This is a genomic window from Bacillus sp. MMSF_3328, assembly GCF_030733525.1.
GTDB classification, from domain to species: domain Bacteria; phylum Bacillota; class Bacilli; order Bacillales; family Cytobacillaceae; genus Bacillus_AB; species Bacillus_AB infantis.
On sequence record NZ_JASHIV010000020.1, the window covers coordinates 43,733 to 62,294 of the forward strand.

The following is an 18,562-nucleotide window of genomic DNA, read 5'->3' on the forward strand; positions in this document are numbered from 1 at the left end:
ATATTCTTCATTCTTTTCATTTATGACTGGGCAGCGGCCTACACCATTTTTTCCTTCTTTCATAGGCTATAGTAAATCGTCCATAAAACTTATAAATATGTAGGGGACGATACTTTATTTCAGGGAGGTTATCCTTATGTATGGTTATGGTGGATACGGTTACGGCTGCGGCTACCCTGTAGGCGGAGCTGGCTACGGAAGAGGATTTGCTTTAATTGTCGTTCTCTTCATTCTTCTTATTATTGTAGGCTGTTCCTGCTGGAAATTCTAATACAAGCCGAAAAGGTGCTTCGACAGAGCACCTTTTCTTTATTAACTTTTTTCTTTATGTCTGTTAGACTATTGACGTACATACAGCTCCCTGAACTTTAATCACTTACCCGCCAGCACAGCAGTTAAAACATATTATAATAAATTTCTGCCGAAAAAGGCATGCACAGGAGTGGATTTTTAATGATAACAGTGGCGGATATTATCCGGGATGGCCACCCATCCCTCAGGAAAACGGCTGAAGAGGTGCCTATGCCCCCTTCTGCCGAAGATAAACAGACTCTTGCCGAAATGATGGAATATGTAAGAAACAGCCAAAATCCTGCCCTGGCTGAAAAGTATGGGCTGAGGCCTGGAATTGGGCTTGCCGCCCCGCAGATTGACTGCCTGAAGAGAATGATTGCAGTCCATGTGACTGATACAGATGGGAAACTGTACAGCTTTGCACTTTTCAACCCGAAAATCGTCAGCCATTCGGTCGAGAAAGCCTTTTTAACGTCCGGAGAAGGATGTCTCTCAGTCGATGAGCCTTTTCCCGGGTTTGTTCCGCGCTATGCAAGGATTACCCTCAAAGCCTTTGATATAGACGGCAGAGAAGTGAAACTAAGGCTGAGAGGCCTACCGGCAATCGTTTTTCAGCATGAAATCGATCATCTGAACGGAGTCATGTTCTATGACCATATCAATAAGGAAAACCCGTTTGAAATAATGAAGGATGCCCTCCCGATTGAAAGGTAATCCTAAAAGGAGAAGCAGGCCCCTTTGCCTGCTTCTTTTTTCTTATATCAAACCAAGCTTTTTCAAACCGTTCCAGATTCCGTCTTCCCCGACATCTGAGGTGATATGGTCCGCATGGCGCTTCACTTCTTCTTCAGCATTGCCCATGGCAACCCCCGTGCCGACGGCCTGGAGCATTTCAATGTCATTCAAGCCATCTCCGAATGCATACACATCCTCAATTGCAAAGCCGAGACGGCTGATCATTTTCTTTATGCCCTCCGCTTTTGAGCCCCCGGCAGGAAGGACATCGACGGAATGGGGATGCCATCTGATGAAATGGAATTTCCCGTATCCTTCGCGATACTCCTGTTCGAGACTGTCATCCATAAAAATAAGGGACTGGTAGATTTCCCGCCCATTATAAAAGCTTTCATCTTTCTCAGGATGCGGGAACTTAAGTGTGCCAAGGCTTTCCTCAATATGGGGATGGTGCGGCACACTTGATTTCATGGTTGATTCGTTCATAAAAACGAGCGGATGCCCATTCCTTTTTCCATGTTCTAAAAGCCTTTCCAGCTCTTTTGTGTCCAAAGGATTGGCATAGATCGGTTCATTCTCGAACACCACGTACTGGCCATTAAAGCTGACATAAGAATCAATGCCCAGCTCTTCCCGGAGACTTTCATACATGAAAGGAGCACGGCCGGTCGCGATTGCCGTAAATACCCCCTTTTCCTGAAGGAGCCTGATTGCTTCCTTCGTTTTTACCGGAAGGTTTTTGCCGTGGTCCAGCAGTGTTCCATCAATATCAAAAAAAACAATTTTCTTCATTTTTTACTTCCTTTCCATTTGCATGGACTGCATTCTTAAGCAGCCAGATCTTGTTTCTTTACCCTCTTGACTTTATAGGAGGAAATATATATTCCCAGAAAGATGACAGCCAGGCCAACAGCCATCCCTGGCTTAATATGCTCGCCAAGGAGAAAGTACCCCCATGCGATTGCCGATACGGGGACGATATAGGTGACGAGGGAGGCAAACTCCGGGCTTCCCTTCTGTACAAGGAAATAGTATAGCAGATAGGCTGCGCCCGAGCCCAGGGCGCCGAGTATAACTAGAGAACCGAGTCTTTCCGGCGCAAAAAGAAGCGGGATGCTGGAAGGAGATGCAATCCCGGTATACAGGCCGCTTGCCAGGGCGGCTGATGTAAGCGTAAAAAGGGAAATCTGAAGGACGGAAACGCCCTCGAGATACTTTTTGGACAGATGGGTCCCTAATCCATAGCAGAATGCTGCCATAGACATGAATACGATTCCTGCGGTATTCCCCTCTGCCAAATCCCCGGTCCGGAAACCGCTGAGAATAAAAATACCGAAGAATCCGATCATAATACCGGCCCACTGGCTTTTCCGGAGCTTTGAACCGAAGAAAAGCCACCCAATGATGATCGTCCAGATCGGTGTAGTGGCATTAATGACAGAGGCCATACTCGATGAAATGGCCGTCTCGCTTTTAGAAATAAAATACCAGGGAAGTGCATTATTGATGAGCCCGACCAGGATCAGCAACCTGAAAGGCAGGCGTTTCCACTGAATCTTTTCTCTTTTAATAAAGCTGATCCCCCACAATGCTGCTGCACCAAATAGGCATCTGCCGAAGACAACCGCCTCAGGGCCCAGATCATGGAGCAGAATTTTAATAAAAAGGAATGATGTGCCCCAAATCAGACTTAGAGCGATCAGCGCACTATAAAGCTTACCCATTTTTCCACTCTTCTTTCCAAGATAACTTTCACTCTGTTAAAAGCTAACCCTTGAAATGCTAAATGTCAATCCAGCATATTTAACATTATTCCATCATTATCCATGAGATTTTTGGCCTTTTCATCATATAATAGAAGAAAAGGCGGCTTTCTTAATGCCCCCCAAAAAAACGGTTGTGTTCGGCAGCAGTAATTGTAATCCTTTACATTGGACAAGGTTGGGTTAAAATAGGAAGTAAGGAGATGATCCACTATGTTAAAGAAGCTGCGCAAAAAGCTCCTGAAACAGTGGAAAGACATGCTTCGCAAAAAATCGATCGCATAACCCCAGAGCCCTTCAAACTTGCGAAGGGCTCCTTCTTTAAGGTAAATTGTATAAAGGTTACATAGAAATGCGGAAGTGGCTTGCCCAGAGCCGACAAGCATAAGACGCGCAAGAATAAAAGGCGTTCTTTGCCTTTAATTCTTGGGTGGCTTATGACTCGAGGCTCTAGCCACTGGAGCTGGACAATGGGAAATGCGGAAAAGCCTTGGTCACAAAGGAACGCAGACTAAGAACACCACGTCCTGTGGCAACGTCTGCATGACCCGCGTCCTGCGGGCCTCAAGCATAAGACGAGCAGGACGGAAGGTTGTTCTTTAACCTTCTGGCCTGATTGGCTTATGACTCGAGGGGCTAGGCTTTGGAGCTGGACAATGAGAAAAGCGGAGGCGGCTTGCTCAGGTAAAGGAACGCAGGCTAAATACGCCACGTCCTGTGGCAACGCCTGCATGACCCACATCCTGTGGGCCCAGCATAAGACACCGCAGAATAAAAGGCTTTCTTTGCCTTTAATTCTGGCGTGGCTTATGACTCGAGGCTCTAGCCGCCGGAGCCGGAAAATGAAAATGCGGAAAAGCCTCTCCACGGACCTCTGAAGATAACACGCCAGGGCGGTGGACAGTGTAAATCAACAAACTGAAAATTCCTTTTTGGGGCGTTCGTTATCCCCCGGAAATATAAGGAAAAACTGTGCTTTATGTTCTTTTAAAAGAAAAAACATGAAAAACATGTTATTTTTTTATATAATAGAAAAAGTTATATCGGATTAAGGAGCGATTTATGATGATTTTTAAAGTTTATTACCAGGAATCCATTAAAGAAGTCCCAGTGAGGGAAAAAACGAAAACCGTTTATGTTGATGGAGATTCCCCGAAAGATGTACGTACGAAGCTGGCGGACAAACACTATAACATTGAACTCGTAGTCCCTGTTGAAGGCGATTACCTGGAATATGAAAAAAGAAACGAAGACTTTAAAGTATTGGAGATCTGATAATTTATGAAATTTGTCAAGAACGATCAAACAGCTGTATTTGCCCTTGGAGGACTTGGGGAAATCGGCAAAAACACTTATGCAGTCCAGTTCCAGGATGAAATCATCCTGATCGATGCTGGCATTAAATTCCCTGAGGATGAGCTTCTGGGAATTGATTATGTAATCCCTGATTATACGTATTTAGTTAAAAACGAAGACAAAATCAAAGGCCTCTTCATTACGCACGGACATGAAGACCATATCGGCGGCATTCCTTATCTATTAAGACAGGTGAATATTCCTGTGTACGGCGGTAAGCTCGCCCTTGGCCTTCTTCGCAATAAGCTGGAAGAGCATGGCCTTTTGAGAAAGACAAGAATGATTGAAATCAAGGAAGATGATATTATCAAATTCCGAAAAACTTCTGTCACTTTCTTCCGGACTACACACAGCATCCCTGATTCATATGGGGTAGTAGTGAAAACTCCGCCGGGGCAGGTAGTCCATACCGGGGATTTCAAGTTTGACTTCACTCCTGTCGGGGAGCCTGCGAACCTTACAAAAATGGCAGAGATCGGCAAGGATGGTGTCCTATGCCTCCTTTCTGACAGCACCAACAGTGAAATTCCTAATTTCACTATGTCTGAACGCCGTGTAGGAGAAAGCATTCATGACATTTTCCGCAAAGTGGATGGACGGATTATTTTTGCAACATTCGCTTCTAATATCCATCGCCTTCAGCAGGTTATCGAGGCTGCTGTGACCAATGGCAGAAAAGTGGCTGTTTTTGGCCGGAGCATGGAAGCTGCGATCAACATCGGGCGGGAGCTTGGCTATATAAGCGCTCCTAAGGATGTATTCATAGACGCACAGCAGATCAACAGGCTCCCAGCCAACCAGGTTACCATCCTTTGCACAGGAAGCCAGGGAGAGCCTATGGCAGCCCTATCACGGATTGCCAATGGAACACACCGCCAGATCCAGATCAACCCAGGTGATACAGTAGTGTTCTCATCTTCTCCTATTCCGGGAAATACGATCAGTGTCAGCAGAACAATCAACATGCTGTCCCGTGCAGGTGCAGAAGTCATTCACGGTCCGCTGAACGACATCCATACTTCCGGGCATGGCGGCCAGCAGGAGCAAAAACTGATGCTTCGACTGATCAAGCCGAAATTCTTCATGCCGATCCACGGAGAGTACAGAATGCAGAAAATGCACTCTAAACTTGCGATAGATTGCGGCATTCCTGAAGAAAACTGCTTTATAATGGACAATGGAGAAGTTCTGGCCCTGAGCGAGGATACCGCTCAGGTGGCAGGAAAGATTCCTTCAGGTTCTGTATATATCGACGGAAGCGGTGTGGGTGACATCGGAAATATCGTCCTCAGAGACCGCAGGATCCTTTCTGAGGAAGGTCTGGTCGTTGTCGTAGTCAGCATCAACATGAAAGACTTTAAGATTTCCGCAGGTCCTGATATCATTTCCCGCGGCTTCGTCTACATGCGTGAATCAGGCGACTTGATCAGCGATGCCCAATCCTTGATCTCTAAGCATCTGAACAAGGTCATGGAAAGAAAAACGACACAGTGGTCTGAAATTAAAAATGAAATTACTGACACACTATCACCTTTCCTTTATGAAAAAACAAAGCGCCGTCCAATGATCCTTCCGATCATTATGGAAGTGTAATAAACCATATTAAAAAGCACTCACAAATATTTGTGAGTGCTTTTTCCATTTTACAAGCAGTCAATGGACATCTGCCGTTTTCGCAGGTCCTGCCGGGGCTTGGGTTAAGCCATCAGCTTCTTCTCAAAGCGGTTGATATCAACATCTGCCCCAATAACGATGAGGATATCATCTTCCCGTATCACTTCATTTGCCTGCGGGGATACGATGATTTCATTTTTTCTTTTAATCGCAACAATATTGATGCCATAATTGGCACGGACATCCAAATCGATAATCGAATTTCCGCCAAGCTTATCGCTGGCCACAATCTCCACGATGCTGTGTTCATCTGAAAGTTCAAGATAATCCAGTACATTGTTGGAGACAATATTATGGGCAATTCTTCTGCCCATATCCCTTTCAGGATGGACAACATGGTCTGCTCCAATTTTGCGCAGGACTTTCTCATGATAATCATTTTGCGCTTTTACAGTAATCTTGTTCACACCGATTTCCTTTAGAATCAACGTTGTAAGGATGCTGGCCTGGATATTGTCACCAATGGCGACAATGACATGATCGAAATTCCTGATGCCCAGACTTTTAAGAACATTTTCATCGGTGGTATCCCCGACAACGGCATGAGATGCAATCAGTGCAAATTCGTTCACCCTGTCCTCATCATTGTCGATTGCCATTACCTCCATGCCCTCTTCTGCGAGCGCCCTGCAAATACTTCCTCCAAACCGTCCTAAACCTATTACGGCAAATTCTTTTTTCACGGATATTCCTCCAGCAGTTTCAAAGTTCGTCTCTATTTTATCATAGCTTAACTCTTAGTAGCATTCACTTTTCACCCTTAACATAATCGGCATTAAACAGGAACAGCCTCATCAAGAGGATCAATGACGGGATGAGGAGCAGCAGCCCTGCTATAAATGCCGCAACCAGTGCCATCCCCATTTCAGGATTTGTATAACCTGAATAGATCGTTATGAACGGGTCAAGGATGTAAGGGAGATGGGAAGCGCCATATCCGAAAAAGGCGAAAAAGAATTGAAGCATAACCAGGATAAAACTGGTCCCAAATCTCTTTTTCTTATAAACCATCAGCATAGCGGCCAGAAAACAGAGAAGCGATAAGCCAAACATCCACCAAATCTCTAAAGCATTATTGAAATGGCGCTCATTATGCTCCCTTAATGAAGCAAAGACAAGGAAGCTGGCAAGAATGGTTGGCGGACTCCAGAACAGGGCAAACGTCCTCAGCAGATCCCTTGCTGGAGTGTCTCCAGCCCTGTCTGCATAATAAGTAAGAAATACAGCACTGATAAAGAGCACCGATACAATGGCAAGAATCACCACAGACCAGGAATAAGGGGAGCTTACAAGCTCTCCAGCAAGGAAAATGACCTTATTTCCCTGTTCTTCAATAAATCCCCCTTCAGAAATCGTCAATGCCGTCGACAGTGCTGCGGGTATCAGCAGGCCCGTTGCGCCATAAAGAAACAGATAAAACGAATTGTCCTTTGAGCCATAATTCCCGAATGCATAGAATGATCCTCTAATGGCAAGGAGGATGAGGGCAATGCTTCCGGGTATCAGCAAAGCAGTTCCATAATAATAGGCTGCATCCGGAAAAAAGCCGACCAGCCCGACAAAGAAGAAAACAAAAAAGACATTGGTCACTTCCCATACAGGAGATAGATATCTGCTGATAATGTGGCTGATCACATGCTCCTTCCCTGTGACCCGTCCATAATAAGCAAAAAAACCGGCTCCAAAATCGATTGATGCCACAATAACATATCCATAGAGAAATACCCAGAGAACCGTTATGCCAAGGATTTCAATGCTCATGTCTCCCACCCCTTCCCCGTTTATTGGCCTATACCCGGAGAGTCCGGGAAACGGTCATTAAATTCGGCTTGTGCCGGCTTATTTCTGAACATTTTAAGCAGCACAGTGACTGTGATGATCCCCAATACAATGTACAAAGCTAAAAACATCAAGAAGGTCACGCCCACATTATCTGCCTGTGTAGCCCCCTCCGCCACCTTCATATAGCCTCTTAATATCCAGGGCTGTCTGCCGACCTCGGCATAGATCCAGCCGAATTCGATTGCGAGCATGGATAGAGGCCCTGAGCAGACAATGAGGAACAGCAGCCACTTTTTCAAAGGGTTAGCCTTTTTCCAATATGACAGAAAGACAAACAGCGCAGAAATGCCGAGAGCAAAGAAGCCGATTGAAACCATCGAATCAAACAGATAGTGGATCCATAGCGGAGGCCGTTCATCTTCCGGAAATTCATTCAGGCCAATCACTTCTGTATCAAAGGAGCTGCCTGCAAGGAAGCTCAGTGCATTTGGTATACGGATTTCATTCCTTATTTCATTGTTTTCATCAATCGTCCCAAAGACGATCAGATCAGCGCCTTTTTCTGTTTCGAAATGCCATTCAGCTGCAGCCAATTTTTCCGGCTGCTCTTTTGCAAGGAATTTTGCTGAAATATCACCTGCAATGGCAGTTGCCAGAGAAAAAAGCAGACCGCAAATCATTGTAAGCTTCAGTGCTTTCCGGTGATATTCAGACCCCCTGCCCCTCAGAATGGCAAAGGCAGCGAGGCTCGCCAGTATGAAAGCAGCTGTCATATATGACGATGTAAGGACATGCAGCACCTTTGACGGGGTTGCCGGATTGAACATAGCAGCGAGCGGGTCAATCTCCGTGATGGTCCTGCCTTCAAGCTTGAATCCCTGCGGAGTATTCATAAATGCATTAACCGTAGTAATGAAAAATGCAGAAGCAGAAGAGCCGATGATGACGGGTATTGAAAGCAGCCAATGATGAAGCGGCTTTTTGAACCGGTCCCATGTATAAAGGTAGATGCCCAGGAAGATGGCTTCAAAAAAGAAAGCAAAAGTTTCCATGAAGAGCGGCAGGCTGATTACATGGCCTGCAATCTGCATAAAGCTCGGCCATAAAAGAGAAAGCTGTAAGCCGATGCAGGTCCCGGTTACTACCCCGACCGCCACTGTGATGGTGAAGCCCCTTGCCCATCTGCGTGCCAGGAGGATATAATGATCATCCTTTTTCCTGATCCCAATGAATTCAGCTGCTGATATCAGCACAGGCACACCAACGCCGATGGTGGCAAAAATAATATGAAAAGCAAGAGTTAAAGAAGTGAGCATCCTGCTCAATGTGACACTATCCAATTCCATCTTCCAGCCTCCAGACATCTATATTTTCATTTTTTGCTTCTTTGGCTCGATAAGAGCATTTTCATTCCGTATGTATGTCCATTATCCTGAGCTGCTTCAGACTGTCTTTTACCCTAATTCATATGGATGCAATCTTATTCAAATGTAAAGAAAGCCTGAAAATATCCCAGCCGCTTGTGCAAATTCAAAAGAAAAAGCCGGAATGTACCACATTCCGGCGTCTTTCGGTCATGAATCCTTTTTCTGTCTATATTTCCTGTAAGTTATATAGCAAATGACCCCAATAACTCCAAGGAGCATAAGCACAGGAAGGTTCCCGGCTACGAACACAAACAGCCCGGAAAATGCAGAAAGCAGGAAGCTAAGACTTTCTGTAAACTGCTCTTTCGTTCTCTCCCACGTTTTCAAATCGGTTTTATCGATTGAAGGGGTCTGATCCTCATAGAGGCTGACCGTTACAGTCGAAAAATCAGTCTGGTTCTTCAAATAGTAGATTCTTCCGGCCAGCTGTTCGATTTCCTCTTGAATTCCGGCAAGGTCCTGTGAGATCTTTAGCAGATCTTCAGTTTTTTCAGCCTTTTCCATAAAAGAGATCAGCCGCTCTTCAACAACTCTCTTGGACCGCAGGCGGGACTCCAAATCCACATATTCTTCTGTCACGTCCTGGCCGCTTACATGTCTGTTATCCACTTTAGAGGCTGTACCTTCAGCATCATTCAAGAATTGATTAAAATTCTTCTGGGGGATTCTGATCACCAGTGTACCGCTAAGCTGCCTCTCATCATCCCGATAACTGCTGGATTCCAAAATGAACCCGCCGTATTGGGCCGCTTTTGACTCGAGTGCTGTTTGTGCTTTCATGAAGTCCTTTACCCTAAGATCCAATTCTGCGTTGTAAATAACCATCCTATCAGCCGCTGTACTCTGATCCGCCCCCTTTGCTTCGTTCCCGCCGCTGCTTATCTCTGACCCAGCATCCTGTTCAGCTGACTCAGCGGCAGACTCAGCTTTTTCATATGAACTCTCAGATTTGCCAGCTGAATCGGAAGCTTGTTCACTTTTGCTTTCTCCGCTGCTGCAGCCGAAGAGAATCATCGGGCTCAAACATATGAATAGCACCACTTTCCACTTCATAACATATCCCCCTTAAAATCGGCTCTTTTATTAGCAGACGCAAAGATTGCAGAAAAGTTACATTTTAATGAAGATTATTACAAATAACACAAAAAGCCACCAAATGGTGACTTTTTTTCAAATGAATATAAAGCGAATTATGCAGGCGTTGCCACAGGACGTGGCGTTCTTAGTCTGCGTTCCTAAGTGATCAAGGCTTTTCCGCATTTCTACCTGTCCAGCTCCGGCGGCTAGAGCCTCGAGTCATAAGCCACGCCAGAATTAAAGGCAAAGAACGCCTTTTATTCTGCCGCGTCTTATGCTTGTCGGCTCTGGGCAAGCCGCCTCCGCTTTTCCTTCTGTCCAGCTCCAAAGCCTAGCCCCTCGAGTCATAAGCCAATCAGGCCAGAAGGTTAAAGAACAACCTTCCGTCCTGCTCGTCTTATGCTTGAGGCCCGCAGGACGCGGGTCATGCAGACGTGGCCACAGGACGTGGCGTTCTTAGTCTGCGTTCCTTAGTGATCGAGGCTTTTCCGCATTTCTAATCTGTCCAGCTCCGGCGGCTAGAGCCTCGAGTCATAAGCCACGCCAGAATTAAAGGCAAAGAACGCCTTTTATTCTGCCGCATCTTATGCTTGTCGGCTCTGGGCAAGCCGCCTCCGCTTTTCTTTCTGTCCAGCTCCAAAGCCTAGCCCCTCGAGTCATAAGCCAATCAGGCCAGAAGGTTAAAGAACAACCTTCCGTCCTGCTCGTCTTATGCTTGTCGGGGCTGATCGAGGCTTTTCCGCATTTCTATATAGCATCCAGCATTGTAAATTGTGCTTTTACCAGCTGGAAGTATTGGCCTTTTTTGTCCATCAGTTCTTCGTGGCTTCCTTCTTCAAGGATGCTGCCATGGTCCAGTACGAAGATTTTGTCAGCATCGCGTATGGTTGACAATCTGTGGGCAATGATGATGGCTGTCCTTCCCTTTAAAAGGGTTTTAAGGGCTTCCTGTATCCTCATTTCGGTTTCGGTATCAATGCTGGCAGTTGCTTCATCAAGAATCAGGATGCGCGGATCGGCGAGCAGTGCCCTTGCAAAGGATAGAAGCTGCCTTTCTCCGACTGAGAGAATATTTCCCCTTTCCTCAACTTCTGTCTCATAGCCTTTAGGGAGATTGCGGATGAAATCAGCTGCTCCGACTGCCTCGGCCGCACGGATTACTTCTTCCTCAGAGGCATCTGGCCTGCCGAAGCGGATATTTTCTGCAATTGTACCGGAAAAAATAAAAGTATCCTGCAGCACTACGCTGATTTTAGCCCGCAGGCTCTTTAATGAAACATCCCTTAAATTATGACCGTCAATCAAAACCGCTCCTTCGGTAGGATCATAAAAACGGCTGATCAGATTCGCAATGGTTGTTTTTCCTGACCCGGTATGGCCGACCAGGGCAGCAGTCTGGCCTGCTTTTATTTCCAGATTGATCTTGTTTAATGCCGTTCTCTTGGAATCATAGGAGAACTCTGCATCCTTAAATTGAATCTGGCCCTTCATATCATCCAGGACAATCGCATTTTCAGATTCTGACACGATCGGTTTTTCATCAAGGAATTCGAAGATCCGCTCAGATGAGGCCATACCCATCAGAAGCTGGTTATAGACCATACCCAGCCTTGAAATCGGCTCCCAGAACATTCCCAGATAAAAAGCAAAAGATACGAACACACCGATGGTGATGCTGCCGTTCTGTATCAAGTGGGCTCCATACCAGATCAGTGCTGCAGTACCGAAAGCATTGGTCAATTCTACAAGCGGCCTGAACATGGCATTTTTTTGTGAAGCCTGCCTCCAGCTTTCGAAATTCTCGTTGTTCACACCATCAAAAAACATCATATTTTCTTTTTCCTGTGTAAACGCCTGGGTAACCCTGATCCCCTGCAGACTCTCATTCAAATGGGAGTTGAGCTTTGACTGCTTCAGCCTTACCGTCTGCCAGGACCTCCTGATATTCCTGCGCAGGCTCGTCGAGATAAAAAACATGATCGGCAGAATGACCATAATGGCCAATGTCAGCTGCGGGCTTAACGTGAACAGGATAACAAAAATGCCGCAAAGCAATATAAGGTCCATCAGCAGGTTAATGACACCGTTTGTAAACAGTTCCTGCAGGGAGTTGATATCATTCATGATCCTCACAAGGATGGATCCTGCAGACCGCTGATCAAAGAAACGGTGTGACAGGGTCTGGACATGGGCGAATAAATGCTTCCTTAAATCATAGATGACATTCTGGCCAAGGGCATTCATCCATTTGATCCTGAAAATATTAGCTATATAAGAACTCGTATATAAGGCAGCAATGATAATGACGAGGGTAGTGAGCAGCCCTGTGTCTTTGTCCTTCAGCGCCTTATCAAGTGTATAAACCCCGATCATAATCGGGATGATCAATCTAACTGCAGTCGTGATCAATACCATAAGGATCGACAAAGGGAGCAGCTTCTTGCGGTACGGCTTCATATAGCTGAACAGCCGGAACATCTGCTTCCAGTTAAACGGTTTTTCAATGACATCATCTGTTGAGTAATGGAATCTTTTCAATACTGTTTCTTTTGCTGTCTCCTTCAAGCTCACCCCTCCTTAGCTTATTTGAGATTGGAGGACCTTTTGATGGTCCTTGTATTGAATATCGTAAATCCGCTGATATGGACCGTTATTCTTCAGCAGATCTTCATGCCGGCCCCTTTCAGCAATGCGGCCGTCTTTAAAAACAAGGATTTCATCAGCATGCTTCAAGGAAGAAATCCTGTGAGCGATAATGAAGGTCGTCCGCCCCTTCATGACTTCCTTTAGTGCCTGCTGGATATTAAATTCTGTCGTCATATCCACTGCAGAGGTAGCATCGTCCAGGATAAGGATGCCGGGGTCTGTGCAGATCGCCCTGGCTATTGCAATCCTCTGTTTCTGGCCGCCGGACAGGCCCATTCCTCTTTCCCCGAGCATGGTATCATACCCTTCAGGCAGTTCCATGATGAATTCATGCGCCTGTGCCCGTTTAGCAGCATCCATGATTTCTTCTATGGAAGCTTCAGGTCTTCCATAAGAAATATTTGCTTTAATGGATGAAGAAAACAGGAAAGATTCCTGAAGGACAAAGCCTATTCCGCTTCTCAGCGCGTCAAGTGAATAGTCCCTGACATTTCTTCCATCAATCAGCACTTCCCCTGAAGATGCTTCGTAAAAGCGCGTCATCAGCTGGGTTACGCTTGTTTTGCCTGAACCGGTTGCACCGATGAGCCCGATTGTCTTGCCAGGATGCGCCTTGAATGAAACGTCATGGAGCGCCTCTTTATCTTCCTTTGTGTACTGTAAGGATACAGACTTGAAGTCTACCTCCCCATGGATCCTGTCGGGTTCGGCAGCATGGTCAGTCTCTTTGATTTCATTTTCTGCTTCCAGTATCTCCAGCAGCCTCTCGCCCGAAGCCTTGGCCTGGGAAAATAGATTGATGACAAATCCGAGGTTCATAATCGGCCACATTATATACCATACAAGACTGTAGAATGCTACAAGCTCCCCTGGCTGCAGGGATCCGTCTATTACGAGATACCCGCCATAAGAAAGCAGGAGAACGACACTGAGATTTCCCAGGAACTCCATAAGCGGGAAATATTTTGCCCAGATATCGGAGGTGAATAAATAATTGTCTTTATAGTCCTCATTGGACCGGTTGAACTTCCCTATTTCAAAGTCTTCCCTTGAAAGGGATTTCACCGTATTGATGCCGCTGATATTTTCCTGCACCTTTGTATTCAGCTTTCCGAACGACTTCCTGATGCCCCTGAAGGCAGGATGGACAGCTTTATCAAATTTAAAGGTTACCACAGCAAGAAACGGCAGGGTTGCAAGTGTCACTAGGGTAAGCGGCACTGAGTAATAAAACATAACAGAGAAACTGATGCCGATAAGCAGGATGAAACGGATCAGCTCTGAAAATCCGAAGGACAGGAAAAACCTGAACCCCTCGACATCTGCTGTCAGCCTTGACATGATATCCCCTGTTTTTGCATTATCGTAATACTTGAATGGAAGGAACTGCAGTTTTTCATACAGTGAGTTTCTCAGTTTATATACGGATGTGATGCCAAATAGATCTCCAGTATATTGATGAATATAAGTTGCAATTCCTTTAACGAACATGATGCCGATGAAGCCGAAAGCTAAATAGGGAATCCATTCATATTTCCCTCCCAGCACCACCTCATCAATGGTCAGCTGAAGAATCATCGGATAAACCACCGTAATGCCTGTCACAGCCAGCAGGAATACCATCGACCAAATAAAATATTTCTTATAGGGCCAGTAATATTCCTTAAGTTTCTTAAATATTTCCAATTCCATTTCCCCCTCTCTCGTTGTTAAGAATTGAAAAATAAAAGACCGTAATACTAAATATAACGGTTATCGAAATAATTATCTATAGTTTTCAATCTGAATTTTCCAGTTTTTTTGATTATTTAAAATCTGATTTTCTTTTCTGCCGGGAAGGGGATTTGTTGTTCAGCCCGCTGTATGTTTGTTAGAATGAAAAAATGCTTACATATGAAAGGATTGATTTTTTGAATTTAAGAGAAGCTGGAGAGTATTTTGGAAATATTGATTGGGGAGCCCTCGCTTTCTCTGCAGGGGCAGCCATTCTAAAACTTGCAGCCATCTTCATCATTTTTTTGATTGTAAGAGCTGCAGGCGGCAGGCTTATTTCAAAGAGCTTCGACACTTTTGAACAGCGGGAGAATATTTCTTCGGCACGGGCCCAGACGCTTAAAAGCCTGACAAGCAATGTTTTTTCTTATGTACTGATTTTTATTGTTACCGTAACCGTCCTGCAGATTTTTGGGATCCAGGCTACTGCTATCCTGGCTGGTGCCGGTGTTGTGGGTCTTGCTATCGGCTTTGGCGCCCAGGGCCTTGTGAGCGATGTGGTTACAGGCTTCTTCCTGCTTCTTGAGAAACAGATAGATGTAGGGGATTATGTCACAGCTGCCAGCTTTTCCGGCATTGTCGAGCAGGTTGGCCTCAGAACAACGCAGATCAGGGGATTTGATGGAACGCTCCATTTTGTACCCAACAGGGAGATTACGAGCCTGAGCAATCATTCCCGCGGAAACATGAGAGCACTTGTCGATATTGGCATTTCCTATGACGATGACATCGATAAAGCAATCATGGTTCTCCAGGAGGCATGCGACAAGGTGAAAGCGGGTAACGAGAGCATCATGGACGGACCGAATGTGATAGGCATACAGTCTCTTGGCTCCTCGGACGTGGTTCTGCGCATTATAGCAAAAACGCAGAATATGGAGCAGTGGGGCGTTGAACGGGAATTGCGCAAAGCGCTGAAAGAAGCGCTCGACGCCAACGGCATTGAAATCCCGTATCCGCATCAGGTCTATATTGAAAAAAACAGCAGTAATTGAAGAAGGCCGGGCAGATGTTTATCGGGCTGCAAAATTTTATATTAAAAAAGGATGGTCCTCATCGGATCATCCTTTTATCTTTCTTGCAGCTTTATCGGTTCCCTTTATATTCCAAATAAGCCGTCATATAAGAGATTGCTTTTTCTATTGCCTCTTCCTTTGGCTGCAGCCGGGAATGATGCAAACCGAATTCCGAATCTGCCCCCAGCCAGAACATGAACCCCGGAATTTCGCTCAGCATATAGCCAAAATCTTCGCCTGTCATCGCTTCCTTGCATTCAATCACCTCTGCTTCAGTTCCGGTGCGCAAAAAGTCCATGAACTCCCTCGTGAGCACTTCGTCATTATAGACCTGATGGTACATGGCACCATAATCTATCGTCGCTTCGCATTCAAAGCCGGCTTCGGTGCCTTTGACCAGAGCCTCTATCCTTTTCTTCACCCTTGCCATGGATTCCACAGAAAGGGTCCTGATTGTCCCCTCGAGCCTTGCTTTCTCGGCGATAATATTCTGGACCGTCCCGCCGGTGATTTTTCCAATCGTAATGACCGCACTGTCCAGAGGATCAACATTTCTTGCTATGACCGTTTGAAGCTGTGAGACAAGTGAGCATGCAGCGACTATCATGTCATTTGTTTGATGAGGATAGGCGGCATGCCCTCCTTTTCCCTTTAAATCAATAAAAAGCTCTGAAGTATTCGCAAAGAGGAGCCCTTCTTTAACGGCAACCGCCCCCGCCGGGTATTCTGGAGCGATATGGAGTGCCGCAATCATATCAGGGCGCCATTCTTTCATAATATCCGATTTCAGCATTGGCTCCGCACCGCCAGGTCCCTCCTCTGCAGGCTGGAAGATAAACAAAAGATCATCTTTTACACGGTTTTCCGAAAAATAGGCAATAAGGCCAAGGGCAATGCTCATGTGGAAATCATGTCCGCAGGCATGCATATTGCCTTCATGCCGGGATGAAAATTCGAAGCCCGTTTCCTCGGTAATCGGAAGGCCGTCGATATCAGCTCTATAGCCGATCAGCTTGCCAGGCATTGTCCCGTTCAGTTTCACAAAAATGCCTGTTTTCCATGTTCTGATCTCCATATTGGCCTGGTCAAGTGTCCCCAGATAATCAAGCAGATACTGCTGTGTTTTGAACTCTTTATATCCCAGCTCGGGAATCTGGTGCAGATCCCTTCTAATCTGAATGAACCGATTCATATGTTCTCTCTCCTTTAAATGTGAAAATCCTGCGTAAAAAAGGTACAAAAAAGGACCGGTCTCCCTTTTGGAAGGCACGGTCCTCCAGCCTGCCTTTACAGCTGGCGAAGCTCCTGCTTGATTTCAGTCTTTGATTTTGTCTTTTCGTCAATTTCCTTGATGACGCGTGCCGGAGTGCCAGCCACTACTGTGTATGGAGGAACATCATCAATAACAATGGCGCCTGCTGCAACAACAGCACCCTTGCCTACTGTAACGCCCTCCAGGACAACGGCATTTGCTCCGATGACTACGTCATCTTCAACGATAACCGGCTTGGCTGAAGGCGGCTCAATGACACCTGCAAGAACAGATCCCGCCCCGATATGGCAATTCTTCCCGACAGTCGCACGGCCTCCAAGGACCACATTCATATCAATCATCGTGCCTTCGCCTACAACCGCTCCGATATTGATGGATGCACCCATCATGATTACTGCATTGTCCCCGATTTCAACCTGATCCCTGATAATGGCACCCGGCTCGATCCTCGCCTTGATGTTTTTCATGTCAAGCAATGGGATCGCTGAATTGCGGCGGTCATTTTCCACAACATAGTCTTCAATCTGTGAAGCATTTGCTTCAAGCGCCTGGCTGATTTCAGCCCACTCTCCAAACACTACTGCAGTATTGCCGGTTAAGAAGGTTTTAGCAGACGGACCGAAATCCAATCCTTCCAAATCGCCCTTTACGTATAATTTAACCGGTGTTGATTTTGTGCTATTTTGTATGAATGAGATAATCTCATTTGCGTCCATCATTTTCATGTGACAGGCCTCCTATGTATGTAACTAGCATTACTTTAACAAACAAAAGCACCGAAAACAAGAAAAAAACCTAATTTCCCCCCTCTTCTACATGCTCTCTTATCAATTCCGCAAATGCTCTTACCTGCTTCAGCCTGAAGGCAGACTCATAGCCCAGCAGCCAAGTATCCCGTTCTATTGGTTCATTGTTCTCATCCAATAACGGAATCTTAAATATATCCTTTTCTGCTCCGTTAAGCGTGATTGCCGGAAGGATGGCATAGCCGATGCCATTAAAGGCCATTTGTTTGCATGTTTCAATCTGATCTACAACAACAGTCCTTTTAGGCGGGGTCTTGAATTGCCTCATCCACCAGTCCTGGATTTCCTGATAATAATTAGAGTCGCTTTTGAACTGGATGAATGGCCGGTCTGTTTCAAGCACCTGCTCAGGCCGGGTGATTTCCTTGTCAACAAGGTAGAGGCTGTCCTTGAACAGATGGATTTTGACTCCCTTCCAGTCAGGAGTTCCGCGAATGATGCCGATATGTACCTGATCTTCATACAGAGATTTGGAAATTTCGCTGCTCCAGCCTGTCATAAGGGATATTTTAGCCTGAGGATACCGGCTGATATACTTCTTCAAAACCTGGGGAAGCCAGTTCTGCCCGACAATGGAAGCAACGGCCAGCTTTAAAGTCCCATGCACCTCTGAGTTAAGGGCCCCGATGGATTCTTTGACCTTTTCTTCTCTTCCAATGACCTCATTGGCAAACTGAATCACCAGCTCGCCGGCAGGGGTCAGGGTAAGACCCTTCTGAGAACGCACAAACAATTTGGTTTCCCATTCTTTTTCAATCGACTGCAGCCTTTGCGACAGGGCAGGCTGTGAGACAAAGAGCCGTTCCGCCGCCTTTCTCATATTCATTTCCTGAGCCAGGACCGATAATAGATGAAATTCAGAAAGTGCTGACATATAATCTTCCCCTTATTCACTTTATAACTTTTTCTTATATTATATCTTAAAAATTTCCGATTTTCA

General features: G+C 45.8%; 16 protein-coding genes. 5 read left to right on the top strand and 11 right to left on the bottom strand.

What is annotated here, in order from left to right:
- The first annotated feature begins 136 nt into the window (after window positions 1–136).
- Complete coding sequence (locus tag RBB45_RS21885) at window positions 137–271, top strand: YjcZ family sporulation protein (RefSeq protein ID WP_009791087.1); 135 nt, start codon at window positions 137–139, stop codon at window positions 269–271.
- A 182-nt stretch (window positions 272–453) separates the two neighbouring features.
- Entirely contained in the window at window positions 454–1,008 is a 555-nt protein-coding gene (gene def / locus RBB45_RS21890; RefSeq protein WP_009791086.1) for a peptide deformylase, read from the top strand.
- Between the two features lie 42 nt (window positions 1,009–1,050).
- Here the strand turns inward: def and RBB45_RS21895 are convergent, their stop codons facing one another.
- Window positions 1,051–1,821 carry a Cof-type HAD-IIB family hydrolase gene (locus RBB45_RS21895; protein ID WP_009791085.1) on the bottom strand — a complete coding sequence of 257 codons (771 nt, stop codon included), beginning with the start codon at window positions 1,819–1,821 and terminating at the stop codon, window positions 1,051–1,053.
- 35 nt (window positions 1,822–1,856) lie between these two features.
- Complete coding sequence (locus tag RBB45_RS21900) at window positions 1,857–2,753, bottom strand: DMT family transporter (RefSeq protein ID WP_094768875.1); 897 nt, start codon at window positions 2,751–2,753, stop codon at window positions 1,857–1,859.
- 1,104 nt (window positions 2,754–3,857) lie between these two features.
- On the opposite strand from RBB45_RS21900, the gene RBB45_RS21905 reads away from it, so the two are divergent.
- Together RBB45_RS21905 and rnjA are read left to right on the top strand one after the other, a co-directional pair.
- The gene (locus RBB45_RS21905) at window positions 3,858–4,067 is read left to right on the top strand and encodes a DNA-dependent RNA polymerase subunit epsilon (RefSeq protein ID WP_022543669.1); all 210 of its coding nucleotides are present in this window, start codon (window positions 3,858–3,860) and stop codon (window positions 4,065–4,067) included.
- 6 nt (window positions 4,068–4,073) lie between these two features.
- On the top strand, window positions 4,074–5,741 hold the full coding sequence (gene rnjA, locus RBB45_RS21910; RefSeq protein WP_009794332.1) for a ribonuclease J1: 1,668 nt from the start codon (window positions 4,074–4,076) through the stop codon (window positions 5,739–5,741).
- A gap of 104 nt (window positions 5,742–5,845) precedes the next feature.
- Here the strand turns inward: rnjA and RBB45_RS21915 are convergent, their stop codons facing one another.
- The 6 genes from RBB45_RS21915 to RBB45_RS21940 all read right to left on the bottom strand — a co-directional run bounded on the left by RBB45_RS21915 (window position 5,846) and on the right by RBB45_RS21940 (window position 14,440).
- The gene (locus RBB45_RS21915; protein ID WP_022543668.1) at window positions 5,846–6,505 is read right to left on the bottom strand and encodes a potassium channel family protein; all 660 of its coding nucleotides are present in this window, start codon (window positions 6,503–6,505) and stop codon (window positions 5,846–5,848) included.
- A gap of 64 nt (window positions 6,506–6,569) precedes the next feature.
- Window positions 6,570–7,583, bottom strand: coding sequence for a cytochrome d ubiquinol oxidase subunit II (locus RBB45_RS21920; RefSeq protein ID WP_101550712.1), 1,014 nt, complete (start codon window positions 7,581–7,583; stop codon window positions 6,570–6,572).
- Window positions 7,584–7,603: 20 nt separating this feature from the next.
- Window positions 7,604–8,950 carry a cytochrome ubiquinol oxidase subunit I gene (locus RBB45_RS21925; protein ID WP_101550714.1) on the bottom strand — a complete coding sequence of 449 codons (1,347 nt, stop codon included), beginning with the start codon at window positions 8,948–8,950 and terminating at the stop codon, window positions 7,604–7,606.
- Window positions 8,951–9,178: 228 nt separating this feature from the next.
- Window positions 9,179–10,084 (bottom strand): DUF4349 domain-containing protein, encoded by a 906-nt coding sequence (locus RBB45_RS21930; RefSeq protein WP_224950154.1) that lies wholly within the window; start codon window positions 10,082–10,084, stop codon window positions 9,179–9,181.
- Window positions 10,085–10,855: 771 nt separating this feature from the next.
- The gene (locus tag RBB45_RS21935; protein WP_224950152.1) at window positions 10,856–12,673 is read right to left on the bottom strand and encodes an ABC transporter ATP-binding protein; all 1,818 of its coding nucleotides are present in this window, start codon (window positions 12,671–12,673) and stop codon (window positions 10,856–10,858) included.
- A gap of 12 nt (window positions 12,674–12,685) precedes the next feature.
- Window positions 12,686–14,440 carry an ABC transporter ATP-binding protein gene (locus tag RBB45_RS21940; protein ID WP_224950150.1) on the bottom strand — a complete coding sequence of 585 codons (1,755 nt, stop codon included), beginning with the start codon at window positions 14,438–14,440 and terminating at the stop codon, window positions 12,686–12,688.
- 197 nt (window positions 14,441–14,637) lie between these two features.
- Between RBB45_RS21940 and RBB45_RS21945 the strand changes: the two genes are divergently transcribed.
- On the top strand, window positions 14,638–15,522 hold the full coding sequence (locus tag RBB45_RS21945) for a mechanosensitive ion channel family protein (protein WP_009794323.1): 885 nt from the start codon (window positions 14,638–14,640) through the stop codon (window positions 15,520–15,522).
- Window positions 15,523–15,613: 91 nt separating this feature from the next.
- Here the strand turns inward: RBB45_RS21945 and RBB45_RS21950 are convergent, their stop codons facing one another.
- The 3 genes from RBB45_RS21950 to RBB45_RS21960 form a co-directional block, all read right to left on the bottom strand.
- Window positions 15,614–16,735: an N-acetyldiaminopimelate deacetylase gene (locus RBB45_RS21950; protein WP_306010334.1), complete on the bottom strand. Its 1,122-nt coding sequence runs from the start codon at window positions 16,733–16,735 to the stop codon at window positions 15,614–15,616.
- Between the two features lie 95 nt (window positions 16,736–16,830).
- Complete coding sequence (gene dapD, locus RBB45_RS21955; RefSeq protein ID WP_009794321.1) at window positions 16,831–17,541, bottom strand: 2,3,4,5-tetrahydropyridine-2,6-dicarboxylate N-acetyltransferase; 711 nt, start codon at window positions 17,539–17,541, stop codon at window positions 16,831–16,833.
- Between the two features lie 70 nt (window positions 17,542–17,611).
- On the bottom strand, window positions 17,612–18,496 hold the full coding sequence (locus RBB45_RS21960; protein WP_009794320.1) for a transcriptional regulator CcpC: 885 nt from the start codon (window positions 18,494–18,496) through the stop codon (window positions 17,612–17,614).
- Window positions 18,497–18,562 lie beyond the last annotated feature (66 nt).